Genomic DNA, 23,044 nt, shown 5'->3' on the forward strand with positions numbered 1-23,044 from the left:
CTCCATGACGACGGAGCCCAGGACGGCGACGGCGGTGGCGACCCAGACCGGGCTGGTGTTGAGGAGGAAGCCGAGGCCGACGCCGGTGAGGGCGACATGGCCGATGCCGTCGCCCATCAGCGCCTGGCGGCGCTGGACGAGGTAGATGCCGATGGCGGGGGCGGTGACGCCGACGATCAGGGCGGCGAGCAGCGCCCGCTGCATAAAGGCGTAGTCGAAGATTTCCATGACGTCAGTGGTCCCTAGCTCAGCAGTCCCGTACGGACCGGTTCCGCGGCGGCGTCGGCGTGCGGGTGGACATGGTCGTGGCCGGGGAGCGCGTGCTGTCCGACGGCCTCGGGCGGCGGGCCGTCGTGGACGACGCAGCCGTCGCGCAGCACCACCGCACGGTCGATCAGCGGCTCCAGCGGGCCCAGCTCGTGCAGGACGAGCAGGACCGTGGTGCCGCGGCCGACCTGCTCGCGCAGCGCGCTCGCCAGCACCTCCTGGCTGGCGAGGTCCACGCCGGCCATCGGCTCGTCCATGATCAGCAGTTCCGGTTCGCCCGCCAGGGCGCGGGCTATCAGCACCCGCTGGTGCTGGCCGCCGGAGAGCGCGTTGACGGAGTCCTTGGCGCGGTCCGCCATGCCGACCAGCTCCAGGGCGCGGTGGACGGCGGCCCGGTCGGCCTTGCGCACAAAGCCGAGCTTCGTACGGGCCAGCCGGCCGGCCGTGACGACCTCGCGCACGGTGGCGGGGACGCCGCTGGAGGCGGTGGTGCGCTGGGGGACGTAGCCGATGCGGGCCCAGTCGCGGAAGCGGCGGAACGGCGTACCGAAGAGCGACAGCTCGCCGCCGGTGAGGGGGACCTGTCCGATGACGGAGCGTACGGCGGTGGACTTGCCGGAGCCGTTGGCGCCGAGCAGGGCGACGACCTCGCCGGAGCGGACCGTCAGGTCGACGCCGCGCAGCACCGGGCGTGCGCCCAGCGAGGCGGTGGCCGCACGCAGATCGATGACCGGCGACTGGAGCGATTGCTTCATGGTGACCTCCGTCACTTGCTGCCGAGCGCCTTCTGGAGGGCGGCGAGGTTGGCCCGCATCACGCCGAAGTAGTCCTTGCCACGGGACGTGTCCGTGATCCCCTCGAGCGGGTCGAGGACATCGGTCTTCAGGTGCAGATCGCCGGCCAGGACCTTTGCCGCGGCCGGGTTGGCGATCGTCTCGGAGAAGACCGTGGAGACGTGGTGCTTGGCGGCGAGGGTGTGCAGTTCCCTGATGCGGTGGGCGGGGGGCTCGCCCGCCTCCGGGTCGAGGCCGCTGATGGCCTCCTCGGTCAGGCCGTAGCGCTCGGCGAGGTAGCCGAAGGCCGCGTGGGTGGTGATGAAGGTGCCGGAGCCCTTGTTCTTCAGGCCGTCCTCGAAGTCCTTGTTGAGCCCGTTCAGCTTCTTCACCAGGGCGTCGGTGTTCTTCTGGTAGGCGGCCTTGTGGCCCGGGTCGGCCTTGGCGAGGGTCTTGCCCACACCCTTGGCGACCTCGGCGAACTTCACCGGGTCGAGCCAGATGTGCGGGTCGTTGCCACCCTCTTCGTCCTCGCCGGAGTGGCCGGTGTGGTTGCCGCCCGTGGTGTGGTGGTGGCCGTCGACCTCGTTGCCGTGTTCTTCGAGGCGGGTGAGGGAGGCCGCGTCGGCGACGTTCTTGGCGCCGGACTGCTCGATCGCCGCGTCGACGGCGGGCTGCAGGCCCTTGAGGTAGACGATCGCGCCGGACTCCTGGAGCTGTCCGGTCTGCTTCGCGGTGAGCTCGAGGTCGTGCGGCTCGACACCGGCCTTGGTGAGGTTGGACACCTCGACGTGCTGGCCGCCGATCTGCTCGGCGAGGAACTGCATGGGGTAGAAGGACGCCGTGACCTGCAGCTTGCCGTCAGCGGTGCGGCCGTCACCGGCTGTGGAGCAGGCGGAGAGGGCCAGCAGTGCGAGCACCGAGGCCCCGGCCATGGCTGCGGTCGATATCTGGCGGCGTACGTTCATGACACTCATTTTCAACAAACCTGGAAACGATTGTCAATACAGGGAAGGGTGGGTGTGAGCGGGGCGACAGCGGACCGGGGAACCGATTTGATCCGGGGGGTACGGCCGCCGGTACCCTGAGCCATTCGCTGTTCGTCGTCGTAATGAAGAGAGCACCGTGGCCGCCGACAAGATCGATACCATCGTCAGCCTGAGCAAGCGCCGTGGCTTCGTCTACCCCTGCAGTGAGATCTACGGCGGCTCGAAGGCCGCCTGGGACTACGGTCCGCTCGGTGTGGAGCTCAAGGAGAACATCAAGCGCCAGTGGTGGCGCGCCATGGTCACCGCGCGCGAAGACGTCGTGGGTATCGACTCCTCCGTGATCCTGGCTCCCGAGGTGTGGCAGGCGTCCGGCCACGTCGCCACCTTCAGCGACCCGCTCACCGAGTGCACCTCCTGCCACAAGCGCTTCCGCGCCGACCACCTGGAGGAGGCGTACGAGGCCAAGCACGGCAAGCTCCCCGAGAACGGCCTCGCGGACATCAACTGCCCGCACTGTGGCAACAAGGGCGGCTTCACCGAGCCCAAGCAGTTCTCGCAGATGCTCTCCACCCACCTCGGCCCGGCCCAGGACACCGCGTCCATCGCCTACCTGCGCCCCGAGACCGCGCAGGGCATCTTCACCAACTTCGCGCAGGTGCAGCAGACCTCCCGCAAGAAGCCCCCGTTCGGTATCGCCCAGATGGGCAAGTCGTTCCGTAACGAGATCACGCCGGGCAACTTCATCTTCCGCACCCGTGAGTTCGAGCAGATGGAGATGGAGTTCTTCGTCAAGCCGGGTGAGGACGAGGAGTGGCACGAGTACTGGATGCAGCAGCGCTGGGACTGGTACCGCGACCTCGGCATCAGCGAGGACAACATCCGCTGGTACGAGCACCCGAAGGAGAAGCTGTCCCACTACTCCAAGCGGACCGCTGACATCGAGTACCGCTTCAACTTCGGCGGCACCGAGTTCTCCGAGCTGGAGGGTGTGGCCAACCGGACGGACTTCGACCTCGGCGCCCACTCCAAGGCCTCGGGCCAGGACCTCTCCTACTTCGACCAGGAGGCCGGCGAGCGCTGGACTCCGTACGTCATCGAGCCGGCGGCCGGTGTGAACCGCGCGATGCTCGCCTTCATGCTCGACGCGTACATCGAGGACGAGGCCCCCAACGCCAAGGGCAAGATGGAGAAGCGCACGGTCATGCGCCTCGACCCGCGCCTGGCGCCGGTCAAGGTCGCGGTCCTGCCGCTGTCCCGCAACCCGCAGCTCTCCCCGAAGGCCAAGGGGCTCGCCGCCGACCTGCGCAAGAACTGGAACATCGAGTTCGACGACGCGGGCGCCATCGGCCGCCGCTACCGCCGCCAGGACGAGATCGGCACGCCGTTCTGCGTCACCGTCGACTTCGACACCCTCGACGACAACGCCGTCACGGTGCGCGAGCGCGACACCATGAAGCAGGAGCGGGTCAGCCTGGACCAGATCCAGTCGTACCTGGGTGGCCGACTGCTCGGCTGCTGAGGCTCTGCCGGCTGATTGCTTCCCGGCGGGTTGCCTTACGGCGCCGGTCGGGTCCGATGTGATGTCGGGCCCGGCCGGCGCCGCTGCGTTTCTGGGCCAGGTGCTCCCGGCGGCGGCTCGACAGCCTCCAGGATCTGCACCGCGACGCCCGGATCGCCGCCTCTGCGCGCTCCGCCTCCGCCGGCTCTTCCGGTGACTCGCGCGCGCATGCGGCGGTCTCCCGGTACAGCTGAAGGTCTGCGCCGGCCGTCCGATGGGCTGCCGCGGCGTCCGCGATCGGTTCCATGCCCCGAAGGTAGCGCCCGCCACTGACAATCGGTTCCGGGGGATCTCCCGCCCGCCGGGCGTCAGTTGGCGGCGCGTGAGGTCCTCGACGGACGTGCGGCAAGCAGGGCGCACAGCCCCGCCAGCGGCAGCTCCGCGCCGACGGCCATGGCTATCGCGGTGGCCAGTTCGGCGCCGGGCGCGGCCGTCGCCATGTCGATGCAGGCGTCGGCCAGGAGGAGGACGGCCGCGGCGGCCGCCGGGGCGCGGTGGTGCGGGTCCGCGCGGAGGAGACGGGTGCCGGCGGCCAGGAGGCAGGCGGCCTCCAGGGCGTCCAGGGCCACCCAGGCCGCCGCCTCGGCGGGCGGGAGGGTGCCCGCAAGGTAGCCGAGCCAGGGGAGGAGGGCGAGCCCGGCGCCGGTGAGGATGCGGCCCTGCAGGCGGCGGGCGGGGCTGAGCCGTACCTTCTCCTGCGCGGCATAACTACCCTTGATGACAGGTGAATTGAGCGCAATAAGGGCCATCGGAGAGGTCTCTTTCGGTGTCACGGACCCGGCTGTCGGGCTCGTGATCAAGACTCCGGTTTCCGCCGGCCGCAGTCAGTAACACCGCTGTCCGACTTGGGGTGGCACTAGTTGCACCCCCGGGCCGGAACCTGGCTTCATGGCCGCGTCATACGGCCGCCGCATACCGTTGGATCATGACCATCCCGCCCCGGCTGCGCCGCGCCCTCGTACGGCTGCGACGTGACCTCCTCTTCATCGCCTCGGGGGTGCTGCCGCACCTCGTCGCGCCTCCGCTGTTCCTCTGGGCGCTGACCCAGGTGGCCGGGATCCTGGACGGGAGCTCGGACGCCGCCCCGCTCGTCCTGCCCGCACCGACAGCCCTTCTGGTCATCGCGGGCTATGGACTCACCGAGGCGCAGCGGTGGCGGTTCCGGGCGCTGTGCGGCGTGGACCTGCCCCGGCTGCGATTCACCCGGGCCAAGCAGCAGTTCGGCTACAACCTGCTGATCGGGCCGCTCTTCGGGGTGCTGGAACTCCTGCTGCTGGCGCTGGCACTGGCAGCGGTGGCGGCCGCGCTGGTCCTGGTGTGGGTATCGCTGGTGCCGGTGGAGTGGCGGACGGCGCATCCCGGCTACACCACCGTGGGGGCCTATCTCACCGTCCTGGGGCTGGCCGTCCTCGCCGCCGTCCCCTCGCTGGCCGCCGGACTCGTACGGCTGGAGATCCTGGTGGGCCGGGCGGTACTCGGGGTGAGCCGCTCCGACGAGCTGGCCCGGCGGGTCGAGGACCTGACCGAGAGCCGGGCGGGCGCCGTGGACGCGGCGGATGCCGAACGGCGCCGTATCGAGCGCGATCTCCACGACGGCGCGCAGCAGCGGCTGGTATCCCTGGCCCTGAACCTGGGGCTGGCCAAGGCCACGCTCACTGATCTGCCCCCGGAGGCACGCGAGGTCATCGACGCGGCGCACCGCGAGGCGAAGGACGCGATCGAGGAGCTGAACAACCTCGTCCGCGGCCTCCACCCCGCCGTCCTCGACGAACTCGGCCTGGACGCCGCGCTGTCGGGCCTCGCCGCCCGCGCCCCGCTGCCCGTACGCCTGCGCGTCGACATGCCGGTGGACCTCCCGCAGCGCACCTCACCGGCTGTGGAGGCGGTGGCGTACTTCGTCGTCTCCGAGGCGCTGACCAATATCGCCAAGCATGCGCGGGAGGCGACCCGGGCCGATGTGACGGTCACCCGGCTCGGCGAGATACTGCGGGTGGTGATCGCCGACAACGGTGTGGGCGGCGCCGATCCGTCCAACGGAACCGGTCTCAAGGGGCTCGCGCAGCGGGTGCGGTCGGTGGACGGAACATTCCGGATGAGCAGCCCTGTGGGGGGCCCGACCATGATGAGCGTGGAGCTGCCGTGCCCGATGTAAGCCCTGGGGTGGGGACCGCCGTGCGGCGTGCCGTGATTGCCGAGGACTCCGTCCTGCTGCGGATCGGGCTGGTCAAGGTGCTGGAAATGGCCGGGTTCGAGGTGGTGGCCGAGGCGGGGGAGGCGCAGGGGCTGCTGGCGGCGGTCGCGGAGCACCGGCCGGACATCGCGGTGGTCGACGTCCGGATGCCGCCGGGCTTCACGGACGAGGGGGTACGGGCCGCCCTGTCGATCCGGCAGCAGTGGCCCGGCACCTCGGTGCTGCTGCTCTCCCAGTACGTCGAGGAGCGCTACGCCGCCGATCTGCTGGCGACGAACACCAGCGGTGTGGGCTATCTCCTCAAGCAACGGGTCGCCGATGTGGAGGAGTTCATCGAGGCGCTGCGGCGGGTGGCGGCGGGCGGTACGGCCCTGGACCCGCAGGTCGTCGCTCAGCTGCTGGTACGGCGCTCCAGCGACCCCGTCGAACGCCTCACGGGCCGCGAGCGTGAGGTCCTGGCCCTGATGGCCGAGGGCCGGTCGAATGCGGGTATCGCGGCCCAGTTGGTGGTGAGCGAGAGCGCGGTGGCCAAGCACATCAACAACATCCTGGCGAAGCTGGATCTGCCGAAGGCGGATGCGGATCACCGGCGGGTGCTGGCGGTGCTGCGGTTCCTGGGGGTTGCGGGATAGCGGGCAGGGGGCGGGCGCGCGGACCGGTCATCTTGCCCATGCCGGCGTGAACTGCGCGTGGAGCGGCTCCCAGCCGCGTCCGTCCGGGGTATCCCAGTCGAACACGCAGCGGCAGACGTGGTAGTTGCAGCCGGGTCCGGGGATGTAGAGCTTCGTCGCGGCTTCGGGCGGCCCGTCCCTGGTGACGGCGAAGATCTCCTTGGCCCCGTCGCGGAACGCCACCGCGTGGCCCGTCAATATCAGCGTGTCGGCGTAGACGTGCCGACGGGGCGAGAGGGCGTCCGCCTCCTTCGGGTCGTCCGGAAACACGAACGCGGCGTCGAGGTCGGGCAGGTCTCGCTCCGGCACGCGGGCGGTACGCAGCTCGCGGGGCGCGTTCCCGGCGTTGATGCGGGTCCGCAGCTGCTTCCAGCGGGACGGGCGGAGCTGCACCTCCGGGTGGGCCAGTACCAGGTCGAGCGGCCGCTCGTCCCCGCAGTCGGCCCCGGGCGAGGTCGCGGTGTTCCGCATCGGCAGATAGACCAGAGACCGTGGCGACCGCGCCGCGAGCAGAAAGAGGGTGCCGATACGCCGGCCGTCCGTCCGGTCCACGTACATGTCGTACGAGTCGTCCTGTCGGTACAGCGCCCCGTTCTTCAGGGGCCCGGCCGGCCGGATCACCCGGTAGTCCCTACCTCCCAGCCGCACCCGCTGCACGGCGATCTTCACCCGGAAGCTGTCCCGGGTGAGGGGGGCTCTCGATGCGGGCACGTGGCTTCTCTCCTGCCTGTCGATCCGGTCCGATCCCGTTGTTGATCTTTTCGCGCTCCGCGGCCCGGGAGCCGCAGGGCCTGGGTCGCTCGGGGCCGCTTCCTCAGGCGCACTGCCAGAGGAAGCGGCCCTCCTTGCCGTCCGGCGATACGAAGGCATAGCCCACGCCGGCATCGCCGAAGTTGACGAAAAACGGCTCCCCGTCGGTCAGTTGGACCACCAGTCGCCAGCCCTCGCCCGGCTCCTCCTCGCCCTGCAGCCAGTGGGGCTCGATGCCGGGGCCGCCGAGGAACTGCCACGGGTCCCGCTCCGCAGCCGCCTCGCCGCTGCTTGGCAGATGGTCCGGTCCGGCCGTCGGGCCCTCGGCCTGCGCCCGCACGGTGAGGAAGTCCGGTATGCGGCCGCCCGGCTGGATCACCAGGGCGTTCTCGCCGCCCTCGGGCTCCCAGGTTCCGTCGACCCAGTCGTCGCCACCGCTCATGAACAGATAGCCCAAGCGGCCGTCGTCGAGTGCGAACTGCCCCAGGAACTGCATGGGTTCGCCGGTCTCCCGCGAGAGCGGCCACTGCGGCTCCTCCTGCCACACCGGCTGTCCGCCGATCTTTGTGAGGGGTTTGTGCACGGGCCCGCCGGCGGCGACGAAGGCGAGCGGGACGGGCTGGGACATGGTTGCTCCTTGCGGCGGTTGGGACGTACGAAACGCACTCCTCGCACGCTAGCCGCCCGCACTGACAGTTCCCGAGGGCCGGAGGCCGGCACGGACTGCCCCCTGCCGGACCACGGGCCGTGGGGACCGGGCCGTGAGCCCCGGCCGCACCCGCTGCGCGCAGCGGCTAGGTTTTTGCCATGTCTCAACTGAGCTTCTATGACCTGGCGTTCGGCGTGGCTCCGGGCGGCGCTCGCAAGGACGCCCATTATGTGCGCGGGAGCCTTGACGAGGTGAAGGCGGATCTGGCCTCGGAACTCGCCGCGGAGATCAATCTGTATCTGTTGTGCTGGTATGGCGCCGACCTGACGCTGGATGTGTATCAGGACGGCGAGCGGACCCGGTCGATAGACCTTCATCCGTTCATCACGATCGCGATAGAGGGCTGTCCGCAGATCACGTTCACCGGTCCGGGCAAGCCGGTCGGCCATGACTTCGGGACGGACGAGGAGGAAGGGGCCGAAGAGGGGAGCCTGTCGGGCCGGATGTTCATGGGGGATCTCGGCGATACCGTCAAGGTCACGGTCGACTGGAACCGCATCGAGGTTCCGCCCTTGCAGGGCAGGGTCGCGCAGGACGGCGACCACGTGGTTCTCCATCAAGACGCGCCTGCCGAGTACGGATACGCGGACTTCGAGATCTGACCGGCCGCGGCCCCGTCACAGATCCCACGACCGGGGCCGCGCCAGCCCCTCCCACTCGGGCCGGAGCAGGGACAGCACCGCGAGGTCCTTGCGGCGCCCGCGATGCAGGCATGCCGACCGGCGCACGCCTTCCTGGACGAAGCCCGACCTGGCGAGGACGGTGAGCGCGGCCGCGTTGTCGGTGTGGGTGACCGCTTCGAGGCGGTGCAGGGAGAGTTCGCCGAAGGAAAAATCGGTCAGTGCGTCGAGGGCGTCCGTGCCGTGGCCCTGGTGCCGGTGCTGCGGGGCGAGCAGCAGACAGACCTCCGCCGTGCCGTCGACGAGGTCCTGGTCGATGAGGGCGGTGTGGCCGATGGGTGTGCCGTCGGGGAGCAGGATGATGAAGTCGTCGCGGTCGTGAGAGTCGACGTCGCGCTCGATGCGCTCGCGGAGCCAGGACAGGGGACGCGGCCAGAACCCGATCTCATGGGCGGCCGTCGGGTCGGACCGCCACGACTGCAGCAGCGCGGCATCGCCGACGTCGAGCGGGGCGAAGCGGATCTTCCGTCCCCGTATGCACGGCTCCCGGTCCCGTTCCGCCGCCGTCTCTTCCGTCGCGTTTTCGCTCACCTGGCGGATGGTAGGGGCCGGCCGAGGTGGCGGCCATGGAATATCGGCGGCTGCTACGCCTGCAACCCCCGCAGGATCAGCTCCCGTACGGCCTCGAAGTCGTCCGCGATCTCCGGGCGGGACCACTCGGGGGCGTAGCAGGGGTCGTGGAAGCGGCCGGTGGCGGAGAAGACGGCGCGGGCGGTGGTGGCGGGGGAGGGGGTGTGGAACGCGCCCTGGGAGACGCCGGCTTCGATGATGCTCGTGAGCTGGGACTCGAGGTCGGTGACGTGGCGGTCTACGACGCCGCCGCTCTCGCCGATCAAGGCCATGTATGTGGCGAAGAGTTCGGGGTCGTCGCCGGCCTTGTGCCGTTTGGCCTCGAAGAGGGCGGCGAGCCAGCGGCGCAGGCGGTCGTCGGCCGGGCCCTCGTCCGTGACGATGGCCGACAGTTCCTGGCTCGTACGGTCCAGCCAGCGCTCCGTGACCGCCTCCCGCAGCGCCGCCTTGGTGCGGAAGTGGCGGTAGACGCTGCCGTGGCTCACCCCCAGGGCGCGCGCGACGTCCACGACCGTGGCCTTGGCCGGGCCGTAGCGGCGCAGTACCTCCTCGGTGGCTTCGAGGATGCGCTCGGGGGTCAGTGTCTCGGGGGCCATGGGACGAGTCGGCCTTTCGGAGGGGAGCGGACGGGACGACGGGCGGGGCACCTGGCCGGTGCGGGCACGCGGTGGGCGGGCACACCAGGTGGGTGAGCATGCCGGGCGGGCGCGGCGCCAGGTACTACGGACCGTACCTGGCGGGCCCGCCCGTCGTCCTCGGCGGTCACCGCTCGCTGTCCAGGTGGCCCATCTGCTCGGCCGGGTAGCGCTCGCCCGCGGCGGCCCCTGCCGGGATCGCGCTCTCGATCGCGGCCAGGTCGTCGGCCTCCAGGGTGATGTCCAGGGCGCCGAGGGCCTCGGTCAGCCGGTCGCGGCGGCGGGCGCCGACCAGCGGGACGATGTCCTCGCCGCGGGAGAGCACCCAGGCGATCGCGGTCTGCGCCACCGAGACGCCCTTCTGCTCGGCGATCTTGCGGAGCGCGTCCACCAGGTCGAGGTTGCGGGAGAGGTTCTCGCCCTGGAAGCGCGGGCTCATACCGCGGAAGTCGTTGGCGGCGAGCTTCCGGTCGCGGGCGAAGTGGCCGCTGATCAGGCCGCGGGAGAGGACGCCGTACGCCGTGATGCCGATGCCCAGCTCGCGGGCGGTGGGCAGGATGTCGTCCTCGATGCCGCGGGAGATGAGGGAGTACTCGATCTGGAGGTCGGAGATCGGGGCGACGGCGGCGGCCCGGCGCAGGGTCTCGGCGCCCACCTCGGAGAGGCCGATGTGGCGGACATGGCCGGCCTCGACCAGTTCGGCGATGGCGCCGATGGTCTCCTCGACCGGGACGTCCGGGTCGATCCGGGCGATGCGGTAGATGTCGATGTGGTCGCGGCCCAGGCGCTGGAGGGAGTACGCGGCGAAGTTCTTCACCGCGTTCGGCCGGCCGTCGTAGCCGGTGAAGCCGCCTTCGACGGTGCGCAGCGCGCCGAACTTGACGCTGGTCAGGGCCTTTTCACGGGCGGCGGCGGGGGCCGTCCGCAGGGCTTCGTTGATGAGGAGTTCGTTGTGCCCCATGCCGTAGAAGTCGCCGGTGTCGAGCAGGGTGACGCCCGCTTCGAGGGCGGCGTGGATCGTGGCGAGGGATTCGGCGCGGTCGGCATCGCCGTAGAGGGCCGACATGCCCATGCAGCCGAGGCCGAGGGCGGAGGTCCGGGGGCCGCTGGTGCCAAGAGTGCGGGTCTGCACGGTGTGCTCCTGAGGGGGGAGGGGGCGGGCGACGGCGGTTCAGTTGTCGCCGTGAGTCGACTATGGCATGACGACTGACAGATTTCAATATCTGTCAGTCGTCATGTGTGAGTGGGCTGCGGGTTGCCCCGCCCGCCCACCGTGTTCCCGCAGGTCAGCGCACTTCGCGCGGCAGGCGCAGCGCCAGGGCGGTGGTGCCCGCGACGATCGCCAGCTGGGTCAGCAGGGCGGCGAGCAGCGCATCGCGGATGCCGACCGACGGCAGCAACGCGAGGAAGAGCGTGCCGAGGGTGGCCACGCCGAGGGCGAGACCCGACTGCTGGGTGGTGACCATGACCCCGCCGCCCACCCCGGCCTGGGCCGCCGGCAGCTCGCTCAGCACGATGCGCAGCAATATCGGCAGGACCATGCCCTGGCCCACGCCCAGGACCGTCAAGCTCGGCGCCAGACCGGCCACCGAGATGTCGGGCCAGCCCGCGTACACGGTCAGCGCCAGGGCGAGGAGCCCGGCGCCCTGGATCAGCGAGCCGGTGATCACCACCCGCCGCCCGAAGCGCTGCACCAGCCGCGGCCCCGCCAGCGAGGCGAGGAAGTAGGCGGCGCACAGCGGCACCAGGGACAGGCCGGCCGTGAACGGGCCGTACCGCAGTCCGCTCTGGAGGGCGACGGCCACCACGAACATGAAGCCGCCGAAGCCGATCGAGAACGGGATGATCATGGAGAGGCCGCTGTTCACCGACGGGATGCGCAGCAGGGACGGCGGGACGAGCGGCGCACGGCCGACGCGTTCGGCGCGGCGCTCGACGAGGACGAACGCGGTGGCGGCGAAGGGGAAGACGGCCAGGAGGAGCCAGGACCACAGGGGCCAGCCGGCCGCGCGGCCCTCGGTCAGCGGCAGCAACAGGGTGATCAGGGTGACGGCGAGCAGCGCGGTACCGGGGCCGTCCACCCGGGACGGGTGCGGGGACCGGGTCTCGGGGACCGTACGGACGGCCAGCAGCCAGGCCGCCGCGGCGACCGGCACGTTCACCAGGAACACCGCACGCCAGCCGGTGCCCGCCAAGTCGGCCGAGACCAGCAGTCCGCCGAGCACCTGGCCGAGGGCGCTGGAGACGCCCGCCGTGCCGCCGTACAGGCTGACCGCCTTGGCGCGCCGCGCGCCGGCGGTCGTGGCCTGGATGGTGGCGAGCACCTGCGGCAGCAGCAGCGCGGATGCGGCGCCCTGGGCCACCCGGGCGGCCACCAGCGTCCAGGCGTCCGGGGCCAGCCCGCAGGCGAGCGAGGTCAGCCCGAAGGCGGCCAGGCCCCACAGGAACAGCCGGCGGCGGCCGACCATGTCTCCGAGCCGGCCGCCGAGGACGAGCAGCATGGCGTAGGCGACGCCATAGCCCGCCACCACCATCTCCAGCATCGCGGCGCCCGCGTGCAGATCATGGTCGATGGTCGGCAGCGCGACATTGACGATAAAGAAGTCGATCATCGGGAGGGCGGCGCCCAAAAGGACGGTCAGCAGGCCCGTCGGGGTCAGTAACGGGGCGGCCGCCGACCCGTGCCGGGTAGGCGTGGGCGGCGCTGTGCGGAGGGTGGTCTGAACTGGGGTATCGCTCACGATGTCGACGATCGCGGTTCGCTCAGACGGGTACCAGAGTGTGCTTATCCTGGTACCCGCGCTACCTGGCAACCGGCTGGTGCCTGCGGCACTCTGGAAGCATGACCGCCGATGCCGCCCCAATACAGGCTGCCACCCGCCCCGTTGCCGCGGAAGCCCCGCCGTACGGCGCCGCTCCCCGTGACGACGGCGCCCGCCGGGCCGAGCTGGCCGCCTTCCTGCGCAGCCGACGCGAGCGGATCACCCCGGAACAGGTCGGCCTGCCGCGGGGCGCCCGCCGCCGCACCCCCGGACTGCGCCGCGAGGAGGTCGCCCACCTCGGGGCGGTCGGCGTCACCTGGTACACCTGGCTCGAACAGGCCCGGGACATCCATGTCTCGCCACAGGTCCTGGACGCGGTGGCCCGCGCGCTGCTGCTGGACCGTGCCGAGCGCAGCCATCTCTTCGCGCTGGCCGGGGCGGTCGACCCGCTGCCCGGCACCGAGTTCACGGGCGTGCCGAAGGCGCTGCGGCAGGTCCTGGACCAGCTCGCGCCGTTCCCGGCGGTCGTCCAGAACAGCCGGTTCGACGTCCTCGCCTACAACAGCACCTACGGGCAGCTGATGTGCGACTTCGACGCGCTGCCCGAAGAGGACCGCAACTGCATGTGGCTGGCGTTCACGAACGCCGAGTGGCGGGCGAGAACGGTCGATCTGGAGGCCTCCAAGCGGGTGATGGCCGCCAAGTTCCGGGCGGCGATGGCCGAGCATGTCGCCGAGCCGGCCTGGAAGGCGCTGGTCGCGCGGCTGACGGAGGCGTCGGCCGAGTTCCGCGAGATGTGGGCAGAGCATGAGGTCGTCCGCCCGGTGAGCGCCGTGAAGGTCATCCGGCATCCCCAGGTGGGAATCCTGCAGCTCTCCTCCAGCAGCCTGTGGACGGGGCCCAGCCCCGGACCCAAGGTGCTGACCTACGCCCCGGTCGACGAAACGTCCCAAGAGCGCCTCGAACAGCTGGAGAAGCTGACGCGCGTCGGGGGCTAGGGGCCCGCCCTCCCGGCGAACGGCGGGAGTGTGCCGACAGGGCCTAGGAACCCGTACTCGCCGTCGCGTGCCCGCCCTGCCGCTCCTCCTCGAACAGCTCCGCCGTGTGCCGCGCGGTGCCCAGCGCCCACCGTCCGGTGGTCAGGGCACCCAGCAGCAGGATCGCCGCACCGCACCCGGCGATGATCCACCAGGCCGGACGCCCCGCCGCGAGGAACTCGCTCCCGGTGGCGCCGGCCCAGGCCCCGCTCGCCAGTACGGCGCCGATCACCGCGACGCCGAGCGACTGACCCACCTGGCGGCTGGTCGAGGCGACCGCGGCCGCCACCCCGGCCTGGGTGCGCGGCATCCCGGACACCGCGGTGTTGGTGATCGGCGCGTTGACCAGGCCGAAGCCGATGCCGAACAGCACATAGCCGGTGAACAGCAGCGCCGTCGTCGCCTGCGCGTCGAACACCGCGAAGAGCAGCCCGCTCGCCCCCATGAACATCCCCGCGAGCAGCAGTGGCAGCCGGGGCCCGCGGCTGCCGACCAGCCGCCCCGACAGCAGCGCGCAGAGCCCCGTCATCCCGGCCATCGGGAGCATGTACAGCCCGGCGTTCAGGGCGGACAGCCCGCGCACGTTCTGCAGATAGAGCGTGTTCATGAAGAGGAAGCCGCCGAGCGAGGCAAAGGCGCAGACCGCTATGGCTGTGGCCCCGCTGAACGGCGCACTGTGGAAGAACCGCAGGTCGACAAGGGGCTCGCGGCGCCGGCGCTCGTAGCGGACCAGTGCCGCCAGAGAGGCCAGCGCCACCAGCACGAACGCCAGGATCTCCGGCGATGCCCAGCCCGCCTCCGGGGCCTCGATGATCGCGTACGTCAGCGAGCCGAGCAGCGCGATCACCAGCAGCTGGCCCACCGGGTCGACGCGGCGCGGCCTGGGGGCGCGGGACTCGGGGACGTAGCGCAGGGTCAGGAAGAGCGCGAGCGCGCCGATCGGGACGTTGATCCAGAAGATGGAGCGCCAGCCGACGCTCTGCACCAGCAGCCCGCCGATCACCGGACCGGCCGCCATGCTGATGCCGACGACGCCGCCCCACACCCCGATGGCGCGCGCCCGCTCGCGCGGCTCGGTGAAGGTGTTGGTGATGATCGACATGGCGACGGGGTTGAGCATCGAGCCGCCCACCGCCTGCACCATCCGGAACACCACCAGCCACTCCAGGCCGGGGGCGAGGCTGCACAGCAGCGAGCCGATCGAGAACACCACCAGCCCGACCACGAAGATCCGCCGCCGCCCGAGCCGGTCCGCGGTCGACCCGGCCAGCATCAGCAGCGACGCCAGGACCAGCGTGTACGCGTCGATCGTCCACTGCATGCCGGACACCGAGGCGCCCAGCTCGTGCTGCACGGACGGCAGGGCGACATTGAGGACGGTGTTGTCGAGGCTGACGATCAGCAGGCTCATACAGCAGATCGCCAGCACCAGGAGACGTCGGCGGCGGCTGAGCTCGGGCATGCTTGAACGCTACATCGATCCGGGACCTCCGGCCCTTGCAGGGCCACTCGCGCCGTGCGGGACAATGGGCACCATGACTTCGCTGCAGATCGGCCCGCATACGGTGCAGCCCCCCGTGGTGCTCGCGCCCATGGCAGGGATCACCAATGCCCCGTTCCGGACCCTGTGCCGGGAGTTCTCCGGGGGCAAGGGCCTGTTCGTCAGCGAGATGATCACGACCCGGGCGCTCGTCGAGCGCAACGAGAAGACCATGCAGCTGATCCACTTCGACGCGACCGAGAAGCCGCGCTCGATCCAGCTGTACGGCGTCGACCCGGCCACCGTCGGCAAGGCCGTCCGCATGATCGCGGAAGAGGACCTCGCCGACCACATCGACCTGAACTTCGGCTGCCCGGTCCCCAAGGTCACCCGCAAGGGCGGCGGCTCCGCGCTCCCGTACAAGCGGAATCTGCTGCGCGCCATCCTGCGCGAGGCGGTCACCGGCGCCGGCGACCTGCCCGTCACCATGAAGATGCGCAAGGGCATCGACGACGACCACATCACCTTCCTCGACGCCGGCCGGATCGCCGTCGAGGAGGGTGTGACCGCGATCGCCCTGCACGGCCGCACCGCCGCCCAGCACTACGGCGGCACCGCCGACTGGGACGCCATCGCCCGCCTCAAGGAGCATGTCCCCGAGATCCCGGTGCTCGGCAACGGCGACATCTGGTCGGCGGACGACGCCGTACGGATGATGCGCGAGACCGGCTGCGACGGCGTGGTCGTCGGCCGCGGCTGCCTGGGCCGCCCCTGGCTCTTCGGCGATCTGGTGGCCGCCTTCGAGGGCACCGGCGCGCCCAAGGCGCCCGGCCTGCGCGAGGTCGCCGACGTCATGCTGCGGCACGCCGCGCTCCTGGGCGAGTGGATCGGCGACGAGACGCGCGGCGTCATCGACTTCCGCAAGCACGTCGCCTGGTACCTGAAAGGTTTTGCGGTCGGCTCCGAGATGCGCAAGCGGCTTGCCATGACGGGTTCGCTCGCCGAACTGGAGGACGGCCTCGGCGAGCTGGACCTCGACCAGCCGTGGCCGCAGGGCGCCGACGGCCCCCGCGGCCGTACCTCCGGCAACAACCGGGTGGTGCTGCCGGACGGCTGGCTCAAGGATCCGTACGACTGCGCGGGCGTCAGCGAGGACGCGGAGCTGGACACGTCGGGCGGGTGACGTCGGCAGCATGGCGTCGGGCGGTTAACGGCAGGGCGGATCACCTCGGCCGGGTGACGTAGGCCGAGGTGACATCCGCCGGGTGACTTCGGGCGGGGGATCCGGCCCCCGGGGCCTCGGCCGCGGTATCGATGGTGCCCGTACGGGTCCCGCCAAGGGACCGGGCGCGATCGAGGGAGATGCCGTGGTCAGCGGTCACCGTTCCATCGGGGACACGGAGAAGGCGGTCCAGGCCAAGCTCGGCGACACACCCGTCCAGCATGAGCAGATGGCGGCGGTCGCGGCCATCTACCGCGCCGCGGCCGCCGTGCGGCAGCACTTCGAGAACTCCGTTCTGCGCGGCGTCGAGCTGACCTGGACCTCCTTCGTCGTGCTGTGGGTGGTGTGGATCTGGGGGCGGATGGAGACCCGCCGGGTGGCCGAGGAAGCCGGCATCTCCAAGGGCACGCTCACCGGCGTCGCCCGGACGCTCCAGAGCCGCGGCCTGATCGAGCGCAGCACCCACCCGACGGACGGCCGGCTGGCGCTGCTCGCGCTCACGCCCGAGGGCGAGACGCTGATGCGGGACGTCTTCCCGCAGTTCAACGCCGAGGAATCCTTTGTCACCGGCCCCCTGGACGACGACGAGGTGCTGAGCCTGGCGGATCTGCTGCACCGCATCGTGGCGCAGGTCGAGATGCACGGCGAGGGCCGCCGGCTGGAGCTGCTGAACGGCCAGGACCCGCGCCCACGGCGCAGCGGGCGGCGGGCGAAGAGCTGAGAGCCGGAGGTCCGGTGGCGCCGCGGGCGCCATCAGGCTCCGCGGCCGCTACGGCACCACCGTCTTCGGCGTCAGCGCCGTGTCCCGGACGCTGCCGCCGCGGCCACCATCCCCGCGGCCCCGATCTCCCGGTAGCGGCAAAGGAGTTCACCGATCGTCCGGGCCGCATCCTCGTCCGCCGGCGTGTAGATCCACATCTTGGTGCCGGGGACGGTGGCGGTCGCGGCGGCGGTCGTGAAACCGGACGCGGTAATGATGACCTCGTCGCCGTAAACCGTGCGGAATGTCTTCTGGTGCGTGGCCGGTGCGGAGATCTCGTGCCTGGCCCACATTTCCGCGAACAGCGGGCTGGCGTCGGAGAGTTTCCGGATGTACGCCCGCCAGTGCGGATCGCCCAGCCGCCGCCCGAATTCGGCCCGCAAATGGCCGACCATGAAAGAGACCTCGCGCTCCCAGTCCACCAGCGGCTGGGATTCCTCGTCCGCGGTGAAAAGCCGCCAGAACACATTACGTTCCGACGGCGGCCGGACCACCATACGGGGATCGAGCGCGGCGTACGCGTCATTGAATGCGAGCACGTTGTACCGGGCGCACACCATGCTCGCCGGCAGCGGACTCAGCGCATCCAGAATCGTCTGGGCCTCGGGCGGCAGCGCGCCCGGTGGCGGCTGCGGAACGGGCAGGGACGGGGCGGCTCCGGGGACGTTGGCGAGCCGGTGCAGGTGGTCACGTTCGGCCGGATCGAGCAGCAGCGCGCGGGCGATGGCGTCGAGCACCTGGACGCTCGGATTGATGGCCCGCCCCTGCTCGAGCCAGGTGTACCAGGCCACCCCGACCCCGGCGCGCTCCGCGACCTCCTCGCGGCGCAGCCCCGGCGTACGGCGCCGCGGCCCGCCGGACAGGCCCACATCCTCCGGCGCGATGCGCTCCCGGCGCAGCCGCAGGAACGCGGCGAGTTCACCGCGCCGGGAGGGCGCGGCGGCTGCGGAACGGGGGGTCGCGGGCGGCGTGGTGATCGGCACCGGACCATCTTGCGGGATGCCGGGACGCGGTGCCAGATACCGCCGGTACCAGGATCGTTGGATACTGGTACCCGAATGGGCATCGCGCTCATGATCGCCGCTATGAGCGAAACGACCGACGCCACCATTCCCGTACCTGACCGAATTCCCGTAGCCACCGGACAACGGCCGCACAGGGCCGCCGACCACAAGGGCAAAACCGGCGGCAACAACGGAATTCTCCTCGTCGTCCTCGGCGCAGTATTCATGGCCCTGCTGGACTCGACGATCGTCAATGTCGCCACCCCGGCGATGCGCACCGATCTCCACACCACCGGCGCCGCCCTGCAGTTGATCGTCTCCGGCTATACGATTTCGTACGCCGCGCTGCTGATCACGGGTGCCCGGCTCGGCGCCCGTAACGGATACCGGGCGATATTCCTCACCGGCCTCGCCACCTTCACCCTGGCCTCCTTCGCCTGCGGTCTCGCGCCCGGTGCGGGCCTGCTGATCGCCGCCCGCGTGGTGCAGGGAATCGGCGCGGGGCTGATGATCCCGCAGATCTACAGCCTGATTCAGCTGTCCTTCCAAGGGGCCGCCAGGGCGCGGGCGTTGAGCCTGTACGCGGCGGTGATCGCGCTCGCTGTCGTGGTCGGCCAGGTGGCCGGCGGGCTGCTGGTCAGCGCGGATCTGTTCGGCACCGGATGGCGACCGGTCTTCCTGATCAATGTGCCGGTCGGCCTGGCGCTGCTGGCCGCCGCGGCGCGACTGCTGCCGCGCGAGGTGGCCCCGTCACCCAAGGGCCTGGACCTGCCCGGCGTGGTCACGCTGACGGCGGCGCTGCTCCTGCTGGTCGTACCGCTGGTCCTCGGCCATGAGCGGCACTGGCCGCTGTGGACGACGCTGTGCCTGGCCGCCGCGGCCCCGGCGTTCGGGGTGTTTGTGCTGGTCGAACGGGCGGTTGCGCGGCGGGGCGGGGCGCCGCTGGTGCCCGGCCGGGTGCTGCGGTCGCGGGACCTGGTGTGCGGCGCGGCCTCCCTGTTCTTCGGCATGGCCGGCTACGCGGGCTTCCTCTTCTCCTTCTCCCAGCATCTGCAGTCCGGGCTCGGCGAGTCGGCGACCCGCGCCGGCCTGACCTTCGCCCCGCTGGCCGTCGGGGTCGCCGTCGGCAGCCTCACATGGCAGAAGGTGCCGGCCCGCCGGCACGGGGCGATGATCGCCGCCGCCTGGACGCTCGCCGCGGCCGGCTACCTCGGCATCGGCCTCGTCATGCGGACGGGCGCCCAGGGCGGCCTCGCACTCCCGGCTCTGCAGCTCGTCGTCGGCCTCGGCATGGGCTACACCACCAGCCCGCTGCTGACCCTCGCCCTGTCGAAGATCGCCCCCGCCGATGCCTCCGATGCCAGCGGGGCGCTGACGACGGTGCCGCAGATCGCCCAGGTGGTCGGCGTCGCCGCATACGGCAGCGTGTTCCTGGCCGCGGCCGACCGGGCCTCGTCGGGGTACGCCCTCTACGCGACCGTGCTGCCCGTCGCGGCCGGGGCGCTGGCCGGCGCGCTGGCGGTGGTGCCGTTGCTGCGCCGGCGCGTTTGAGGGGTGAACAAGGCTCCGCCTCGTATACGAAGCCGCGCGCCGGAGCGGGGTTCCTGCCAGCCTTGAACTATGGCCGGTTAGCGATGCCGGGCGCCGCGTGGGACGGGAGGACTGGCCGGATAGCGGCGGCACCGACGTGGACGCATTCCTTGATCATCTTACGGAAGAGGGTCCAAATGATGGAACGACGTCACACATGAGCGCGTGATTCTCGCCACCCCTGATAGGGGGTCCGCTCACATGAGCGTTTCGCATGCGGCTCCACCTCTCCAATGATGGCACTGGGTGCCACGCATCATGCGTTCGACTGATCAAGTGAACGGTGGCGGTGAGTAAGGAAAAGTCGCACTCTCGACTGCGTAGCGGAATGATGCGTTCAGGTAGTGAAGTGAAGTCAAAAGGCCGGATCACTTTCGATCCGCTGGCTGACACCCGGTTACGCACGTATGTCGACCAAGTGGACGTACCCATACGCCTTCGATCTGGGTATGTTCCTGGCCGTCAGGGCAGCCCGTCGGCGAGGAGTCAGTCTCGTGCCGGAAACACAAGATCCCCACGTAAGCCAGAGTGCGTCCGCGTCTGCGCCGGTGAAGTTCGTCTACGACTTCACCGAGGGCAACCGGGACCTCAAGGACCTCCTCGGTGGCAAGGGCGCCAACCTCGCGGAGATGACCAACCTGGGACTTCCCGTCCCTCCCGGCTTCACGATCACCACCGAGGCCTGCAAGGTCTACCTCGAGAGCGGCAGTGAGCCTGCGGCACTGCGTGCCGAGGTCTCCGAGCACCTCGACGCGCTTGAGCGGCAGATGGGCAAGAAGCTCGGCCAGGCCGACGACCCGCTGCTCGTATCGGTGCGTTCCGGTGCGAAGTTCTCCATGCCCGGCATGATGGACACCGTCCTCAACATCGGCCTCTCCGATGCATCGGTTTCCGGCCTTGCCACGCAGGCCGGCGACGAGCGGTTCGCCTGGGACTCCTACCGCCGCCTCATCCAGATGTTCGGCAAGACCGTGCTGGGCGTGGACGGCGAACTCTTCGAGGAGGCCCTCGAGGAGGCCAAGCGCGCCAAGGGTGTCATCGTCGACGTCGACCTGGACGGGGCCGACCTCCAGAACCTGGTCGCGCACTTCAAGGACATCGTCGCCAAGGAGACCGGCCGCGACTTCCCGCAGGACCCGCGCGAGCAGATGGACCTCGCCGTCCGCGCGGTCTTCGACTCGTGGAACACGGACCGCGCCAAGCTCTACCGCCGCCAGGAGCGCATCCCCGGCGACCTCGGCACGGCCGTCAACGTCTGCTCCATGGTCTTCGGCAACCTCGGCCCCGACTCCGGCACCGGCGTCGCCTTCACCCGCGACCCCGCCAGCGGCCACCAGGGCGTCTACGGCGACTACCTGCAGAACGCGCAGGGTGAGGACGTCGTCGCCGGTATCCGCAACACCGTGCCGCTCGCCGATCTCGAAGAGATCGACAAGGCGTCGTACGACCAGCTGATGCAGATCATGGAAACCCTCGAGACGCACTACAAGGACCTGTGCGACATCGAGTTCACCATTGAGCGCGGCAAGCTGTGGATGCTGCAGACCCGCGTCGGCAAGCGGACGGCGGGTGCGGCCTTCCGCATCGCGACGCAGCTGGTCGACCAGGGCCTGATCGACGAGGCCGAGGCCCTCCAGCGGGTCAACGGCGCGCAGCTGGCGCAGCTGATGTTCCCCCGCTTCGACCTGGACGCGAAGTCCACGACGATCGGCCGCGGCATCGCCGCCTCCCCGGGCGCGGCGGTCGGCAAGGCCGTCTTCGACTCGTACACCGCGGTCAAGTGGTCCCGTTCCGGCGAGAAGGTCATCCTGATCCGCCGCGAGACCAACCCGGACGACCTCAACGGCATGATCGCCGCCGAGGGCATCCTGACCTCCCGCGGCGGCAAGACCTCGCACGCCGCCGTCGTCGCCCGCGGCATGGGCAAGACCTGTGTCTGCGGCGCCGAGGAGCTGGAGGTCGACACCAAGACCCGCCGGATGACGACCCAGGAAGGGACCGTCATCGAGGAGGGCGACGTCGTCTCCATCGACGGCTCCACCGGCAAGGTCTACGCCGGCGAGGTGCCGGTCGTGCCGTCCCCGGTCGTCGAGTACTTCGAGGGCAAGGTCGCCCCGGCCGCCGAGGGCACCGACGAGCTCGTACGGTCCGTGCACCGCCTGATGACGTACGCGGACTCGGTGCGCCGGCTGGCCGTGCGGTCCAACGCCGACAACGCCGAGGATGCCGCGCGTGCCCGCCGGTTCGGCGCCCAGGGCATCGGCCTGTGCCGTACCGAGCACATGTTCCTCGGTGAGCGCCGCGAGATGGTCGAGCGCCTCATCCTGGCCGACACCGAGGCCGACCGGGACGCCGCGCTCGCCGAGCTGCTGCCGCTCCAGCAGGCCGACTTCACCGAGCTGTTCGAGGCGATGGACGGGCTGCCGGTGACGGTGCGGCTGCTGGACCCGCCGCTGCACGAGTTCCTGCCCGACATCACCGAGCTGTCGGTCCGGGTCGCGCTCGCCGAGGCCCGCAGGGACGCCAACGAGAATGATCTGCGCCTCCTCCAGGCCGTGCACAAGCTGCACGAGCAGAACCCGATGCTGGGTCTGCGCGGCGTCCGCCTCGGCCTGGTCATCCCCGGTCTGTTCGCCATGCAGGTACGGGCGATCGCCGAGGCGTCGGCCGACCGCAAGAAGGCGGGCGGCGACCCGCGTGCCGAGATCATGATCCCGCTGGTGGGCACCGTCCAGGAGCTGGAGATCGTCCGCGAGGAGGCCGAGCAGGTCATCGCCTCGGTCGAGACGGAGCGGGGCGTCAGCCTCTCGCTCACCCTCGGCACCATGATCGAGCTGCCCCGTGCCGCCCTGACGGCCGGTCAGATCGCCGAGTCGGCCGACTTCTTCTCCTTCGGTACGAACGACCTCACGCAGACGGTCTGGGGCTTCTCCCGCGACGACGTCGAGGCCAGCTTCTTCACCGCGTACCTGGAGAAGGGCATCTTCGGCGTCAGCCCGTTCGAGACCATCGACAGGGACGGCGTGGGCTCGCTCGTCCGCAACGCCGCCGCGGCCGGCCGGGCCACCCGCCCGGACCTCAAGCTCGGCGTCTGCGGTGAGCACGGCGGCGACCCGGAGTCGGTCCACTTCTTCCACGAGGTCGGTCTGGACTACGTCTCCTGCTCCCCGTTCCGGATTCCGGTCGCACGGCTGGAGTCGGGCCGCGCGGCCGCCGAGTCCAAGGGCAGCGACAGCCGCTGATCCCGTACGGGTGCCGCGGTCGCCCCGCGGCACCCCGATGACCACCCGGAGCCGGCCCTGTCCGGCACTCGACCCTCAGCCGCCCGGCTGCTGGCTCCGGCGCCCCAACGAGGGCGGCACCTTGTGCGGAGGTGCCGCCCTCGCCCCTTTTCCC

The 23,044-nt window shown here is 70.8% G+C and carries 21 protein-coding genes; 9 read left to right on the plus strand and 12 right to left on the minus strand.

Annotation, left to right across the window (positions count from 1 at the left end; all coding sequences use genetic code 11):
* The 3 genes from AB0D04_RS21500 to AB0D04_RS21510 form a co-directional block, all read right to left on the minus strand.
* Nucleotides 1–228, minus strand: a 228-nt coding sequence (locus AB0D04_RS21500; protein ID WP_362705554.1) for a metal ABC transporter permease, incomplete at its 3' end; no start/stop codon positions are given.
* A 14-nt stretch (nt 229–242) separates the two neighbouring features.
* Nucleotides 243–1,022, minus strand: coding sequence for a metal ABC transporter ATP-binding protein (locus AB0D04_RS21505; protein WP_362705556.1), 780 nt, complete (start codon nt 1,020–1,022; stop codon nt 243–245).
* Between the two features lie 11 nt (nt 1,023–1,033).
* Nucleotides 1,034–2,008, minus strand: coding sequence for a metal ABC transporter substrate-binding protein (locus AB0D04_RS21510; protein ID WP_362705558.1), 975 nt, complete (start codon nt 2,006–2,008; stop codon nt 1,034–1,036).
* A 157-nt stretch (nt 2,009–2,165) separates the two neighbouring features.
* On the opposite strand from AB0D04_RS21510, the gene AB0D04_RS21515 reads away from it, so the two are divergent.
* Nucleotides 2,166–3,548 (plus strand): glycine--tRNA ligase, encoded by a 1,383-nt coding sequence (locus AB0D04_RS21515; RefSeq protein WP_362705560.1) that lies wholly within the window; start codon nt 2,166–2,168, stop codon nt 3,546–3,548.
* Nucleotides 3,549–3,895: 347 nt separating this feature from the next.
* On the opposite strand, the gene AB0D04_RS21520 is transcribed toward AB0D04_RS21515, so the two are convergent.
* The gene (locus AB0D04_RS21520) at nt 3,896–4,336 is read right to left on the minus strand and encodes a hypothetical protein (protein ID WP_362705563.1); all 441 of its coding nucleotides are present in this window, start codon (nt 4,334–4,336) and stop codon (nt 3,896–3,898) included.
* A 176-nt stretch (nt 4,337–4,512) separates the two neighbouring features.
* On the opposite strand from AB0D04_RS21520, the gene AB0D04_RS21525 reads away from it, so the two are divergent.
* Nucleotides 4,513–5,739 (plus strand): sensor histidine kinase, encoded by a 1,227-nt coding sequence (locus tag AB0D04_RS21525; protein ID WP_362705566.1) that lies wholly within the window; start codon nt 4,513–4,515, stop codon nt 5,737–5,739.
* Between the two features lie 32 nt (nt 5,740–5,771).
* The gene (locus AB0D04_RS21530) at nt 5,772–6,410 is read left to right on the plus strand and encodes a response regulator transcription factor (protein WP_362705700.1); all 639 of its coding nucleotides are present in this window, start codon (nt 5,772–5,774) and stop codon (nt 6,408–6,410) included.
* Nucleotides 6,411–6,437: 27 nt separating this feature from the next.
* Here AB0D04_RS21530 and AB0D04_RS21535 read toward each other — a convergent pair whose 3' ends face one another.
* Together AB0D04_RS21535 and AB0D04_RS21540 are read right to left on the minus strand one after the other, a co-directional pair.
* Entirely contained in the window at nt 6,438–7,160 is a 723-nt protein-coding gene (locus AB0D04_RS21535; RefSeq protein WP_362705569.1) for a hypothetical protein, read from the minus strand.
* Between the two features lie 103 nt (nt 7,161–7,263).
* Nucleotides 7,264–7,827: a hypothetical protein gene (locus AB0D04_RS21540; protein WP_362705572.1), complete on the minus strand. Its 564-nt coding sequence runs from the start codon at nt 7,825–7,827 to the stop codon at nt 7,264–7,266.
* Between the two features lie 179 nt (nt 7,828–8,006).
* Between AB0D04_RS21540 and AB0D04_RS21545 the strand changes: the two genes are divergently transcribed.
* The gene (locus AB0D04_RS21545) at nt 8,007–8,510 is read left to right on the plus strand and encodes a hypothetical protein (protein WP_362705575.1); all 504 of its coding nucleotides are present in this window, start codon (nt 8,007–8,009) and stop codon (nt 8,508–8,510) included.
* 15 nt (nt 8,511–8,525) lie between these two features.
* On the opposite strand, the gene AB0D04_RS21550 is transcribed toward AB0D04_RS21545, so the two are convergent.
* The 4 genes from AB0D04_RS21550 to AB0D04_RS21565 all read right to left on the minus strand — a co-directional run bounded on the left by AB0D04_RS21550 (nt 8,526) and on the right by AB0D04_RS21565 (nt 12,534).
* A complete protein-coding gene (locus tag AB0D04_RS21550) occupies nt 8,526–9,119 on the minus strand; it encodes a GNAT family protein (protein WP_362705577.1) in 594 nt (197 codons plus the stop codon).
* A 53-nt stretch (nt 9,120–9,172) separates the two neighbouring features.
* Nucleotides 9,173–9,754, minus strand: a complete 582-nt coding sequence (locus tag AB0D04_RS21555) for a TetR family transcriptional regulator (protein ID WP_362705580.1) — start codon at nt 9,752–9,754, stop codon at nt 9,173–9,175.
* A gap of 166 nt (nt 9,755–9,920) precedes the next feature.
* Entirely contained in the window at nt 9,921–10,925 is a 1,005-nt protein-coding gene (locus tag AB0D04_RS21560; RefSeq protein ID WP_362705583.1) for an aldo/keto reductase, read from the minus strand.
* A gap of 154 nt (nt 10,926–11,079) precedes the next feature.
* Entirely contained in the window at nt 11,080–12,534 is a 1,455-nt protein-coding gene (locus tag AB0D04_RS21565) for an MFS transporter (protein ID WP_362705586.1), read from the minus strand.
* Between the two features lie 101 nt (nt 12,535–12,635).
* Between AB0D04_RS21565 and AB0D04_RS21570 the strand changes: the two genes are divergently transcribed.
* The gene (locus tag AB0D04_RS21570) at nt 12,636–13,553 is read left to right on the plus strand and encodes a helix-turn-helix transcriptional regulator (protein ID WP_362705589.1); all 918 of its coding nucleotides are present in this window, start codon (nt 12,636–12,638) and stop codon (nt 13,551–13,553) included.
* 43 nt (nt 13,554–13,596) lie between these two features.
* Here the strand turns inward: AB0D04_RS21570 and AB0D04_RS21575 are convergent, their stop codons facing one another.
* Nucleotides 13,597–15,054 carry an MFS transporter gene (locus tag AB0D04_RS21575; protein WP_362705592.1) on the minus strand — a complete coding sequence of 486 codons (1,458 nt, stop codon included), beginning with the start codon at nt 15,052–15,054 and terminating at the stop codon, nt 13,597–13,599.
* 64 nt (nt 15,055–15,118) lie between these two features.
* Between AB0D04_RS21575 and dusB the strand changes: the two genes are divergently transcribed.
* Nucleotides 15,119–16,255 (plus strand): tRNA dihydrouridine synthase DusB, encoded by a 1,137-nt coding sequence (gene dusB / locus AB0D04_RS21580; protein WP_362705594.1) that lies wholly within the window; start codon nt 15,119–15,121, stop codon nt 16,253–16,255.
* A gap of 184 nt (nt 16,256–16,439) precedes the next feature.
* On the plus strand, nt 16,440–17,015 hold the full coding sequence (locus AB0D04_RS21585; protein WP_362705702.1) for a MarR family transcriptional regulator: 576 nt from the start codon (nt 16,440–16,442) through the stop codon (nt 17,013–17,015).
* 71 nt (nt 17,016–17,086) lie between these two features.
* On the opposite strand, the gene AB0D04_RS21590 is transcribed toward AB0D04_RS21585, so the two are convergent.
* Nucleotides 17,087–18,037: a helix-turn-helix transcriptional regulator gene (locus AB0D04_RS21590; protein ID WP_362705597.1), complete on the minus strand. Its 951-nt coding sequence runs from the start codon at nt 18,035–18,037 to the stop codon at nt 17,087–17,089.
* 102 nt (nt 18,038–18,139) lie between these two features.
* On the opposite strand from AB0D04_RS21590, the gene AB0D04_RS21595 reads away from it, so the two are divergent.
* Nucleotides 18,140–19,609 (plus strand): MFS transporter, encoded by a 1,470-nt coding sequence (locus AB0D04_RS21595; RefSeq protein WP_362705599.1) that lies wholly within the window; start codon nt 18,140–18,142, stop codon nt 19,607–19,609.
* A gap of 587 nt (nt 19,610–20,196) precedes the next feature.
* Entirely contained in the window at nt 20,197–22,890 is a 2,694-nt protein-coding gene (ppdK, locus tag AB0D04_RS21600; RefSeq protein ID WP_362705704.1) for a pyruvate, phosphate dikinase, read from the plus strand.
* Nucleotides 22,891–23,044: the final 154 nt, after the last annotated feature.

The organism is Streptomyces sp. NPDC048483, from assembly GCF_040651455.1.
Taxonomy (GTDB): domain Bacteria; phylum Actinomycetota; class Actinomycetes; order Streptomycetales; family Streptomycetaceae; genus Streptomyces.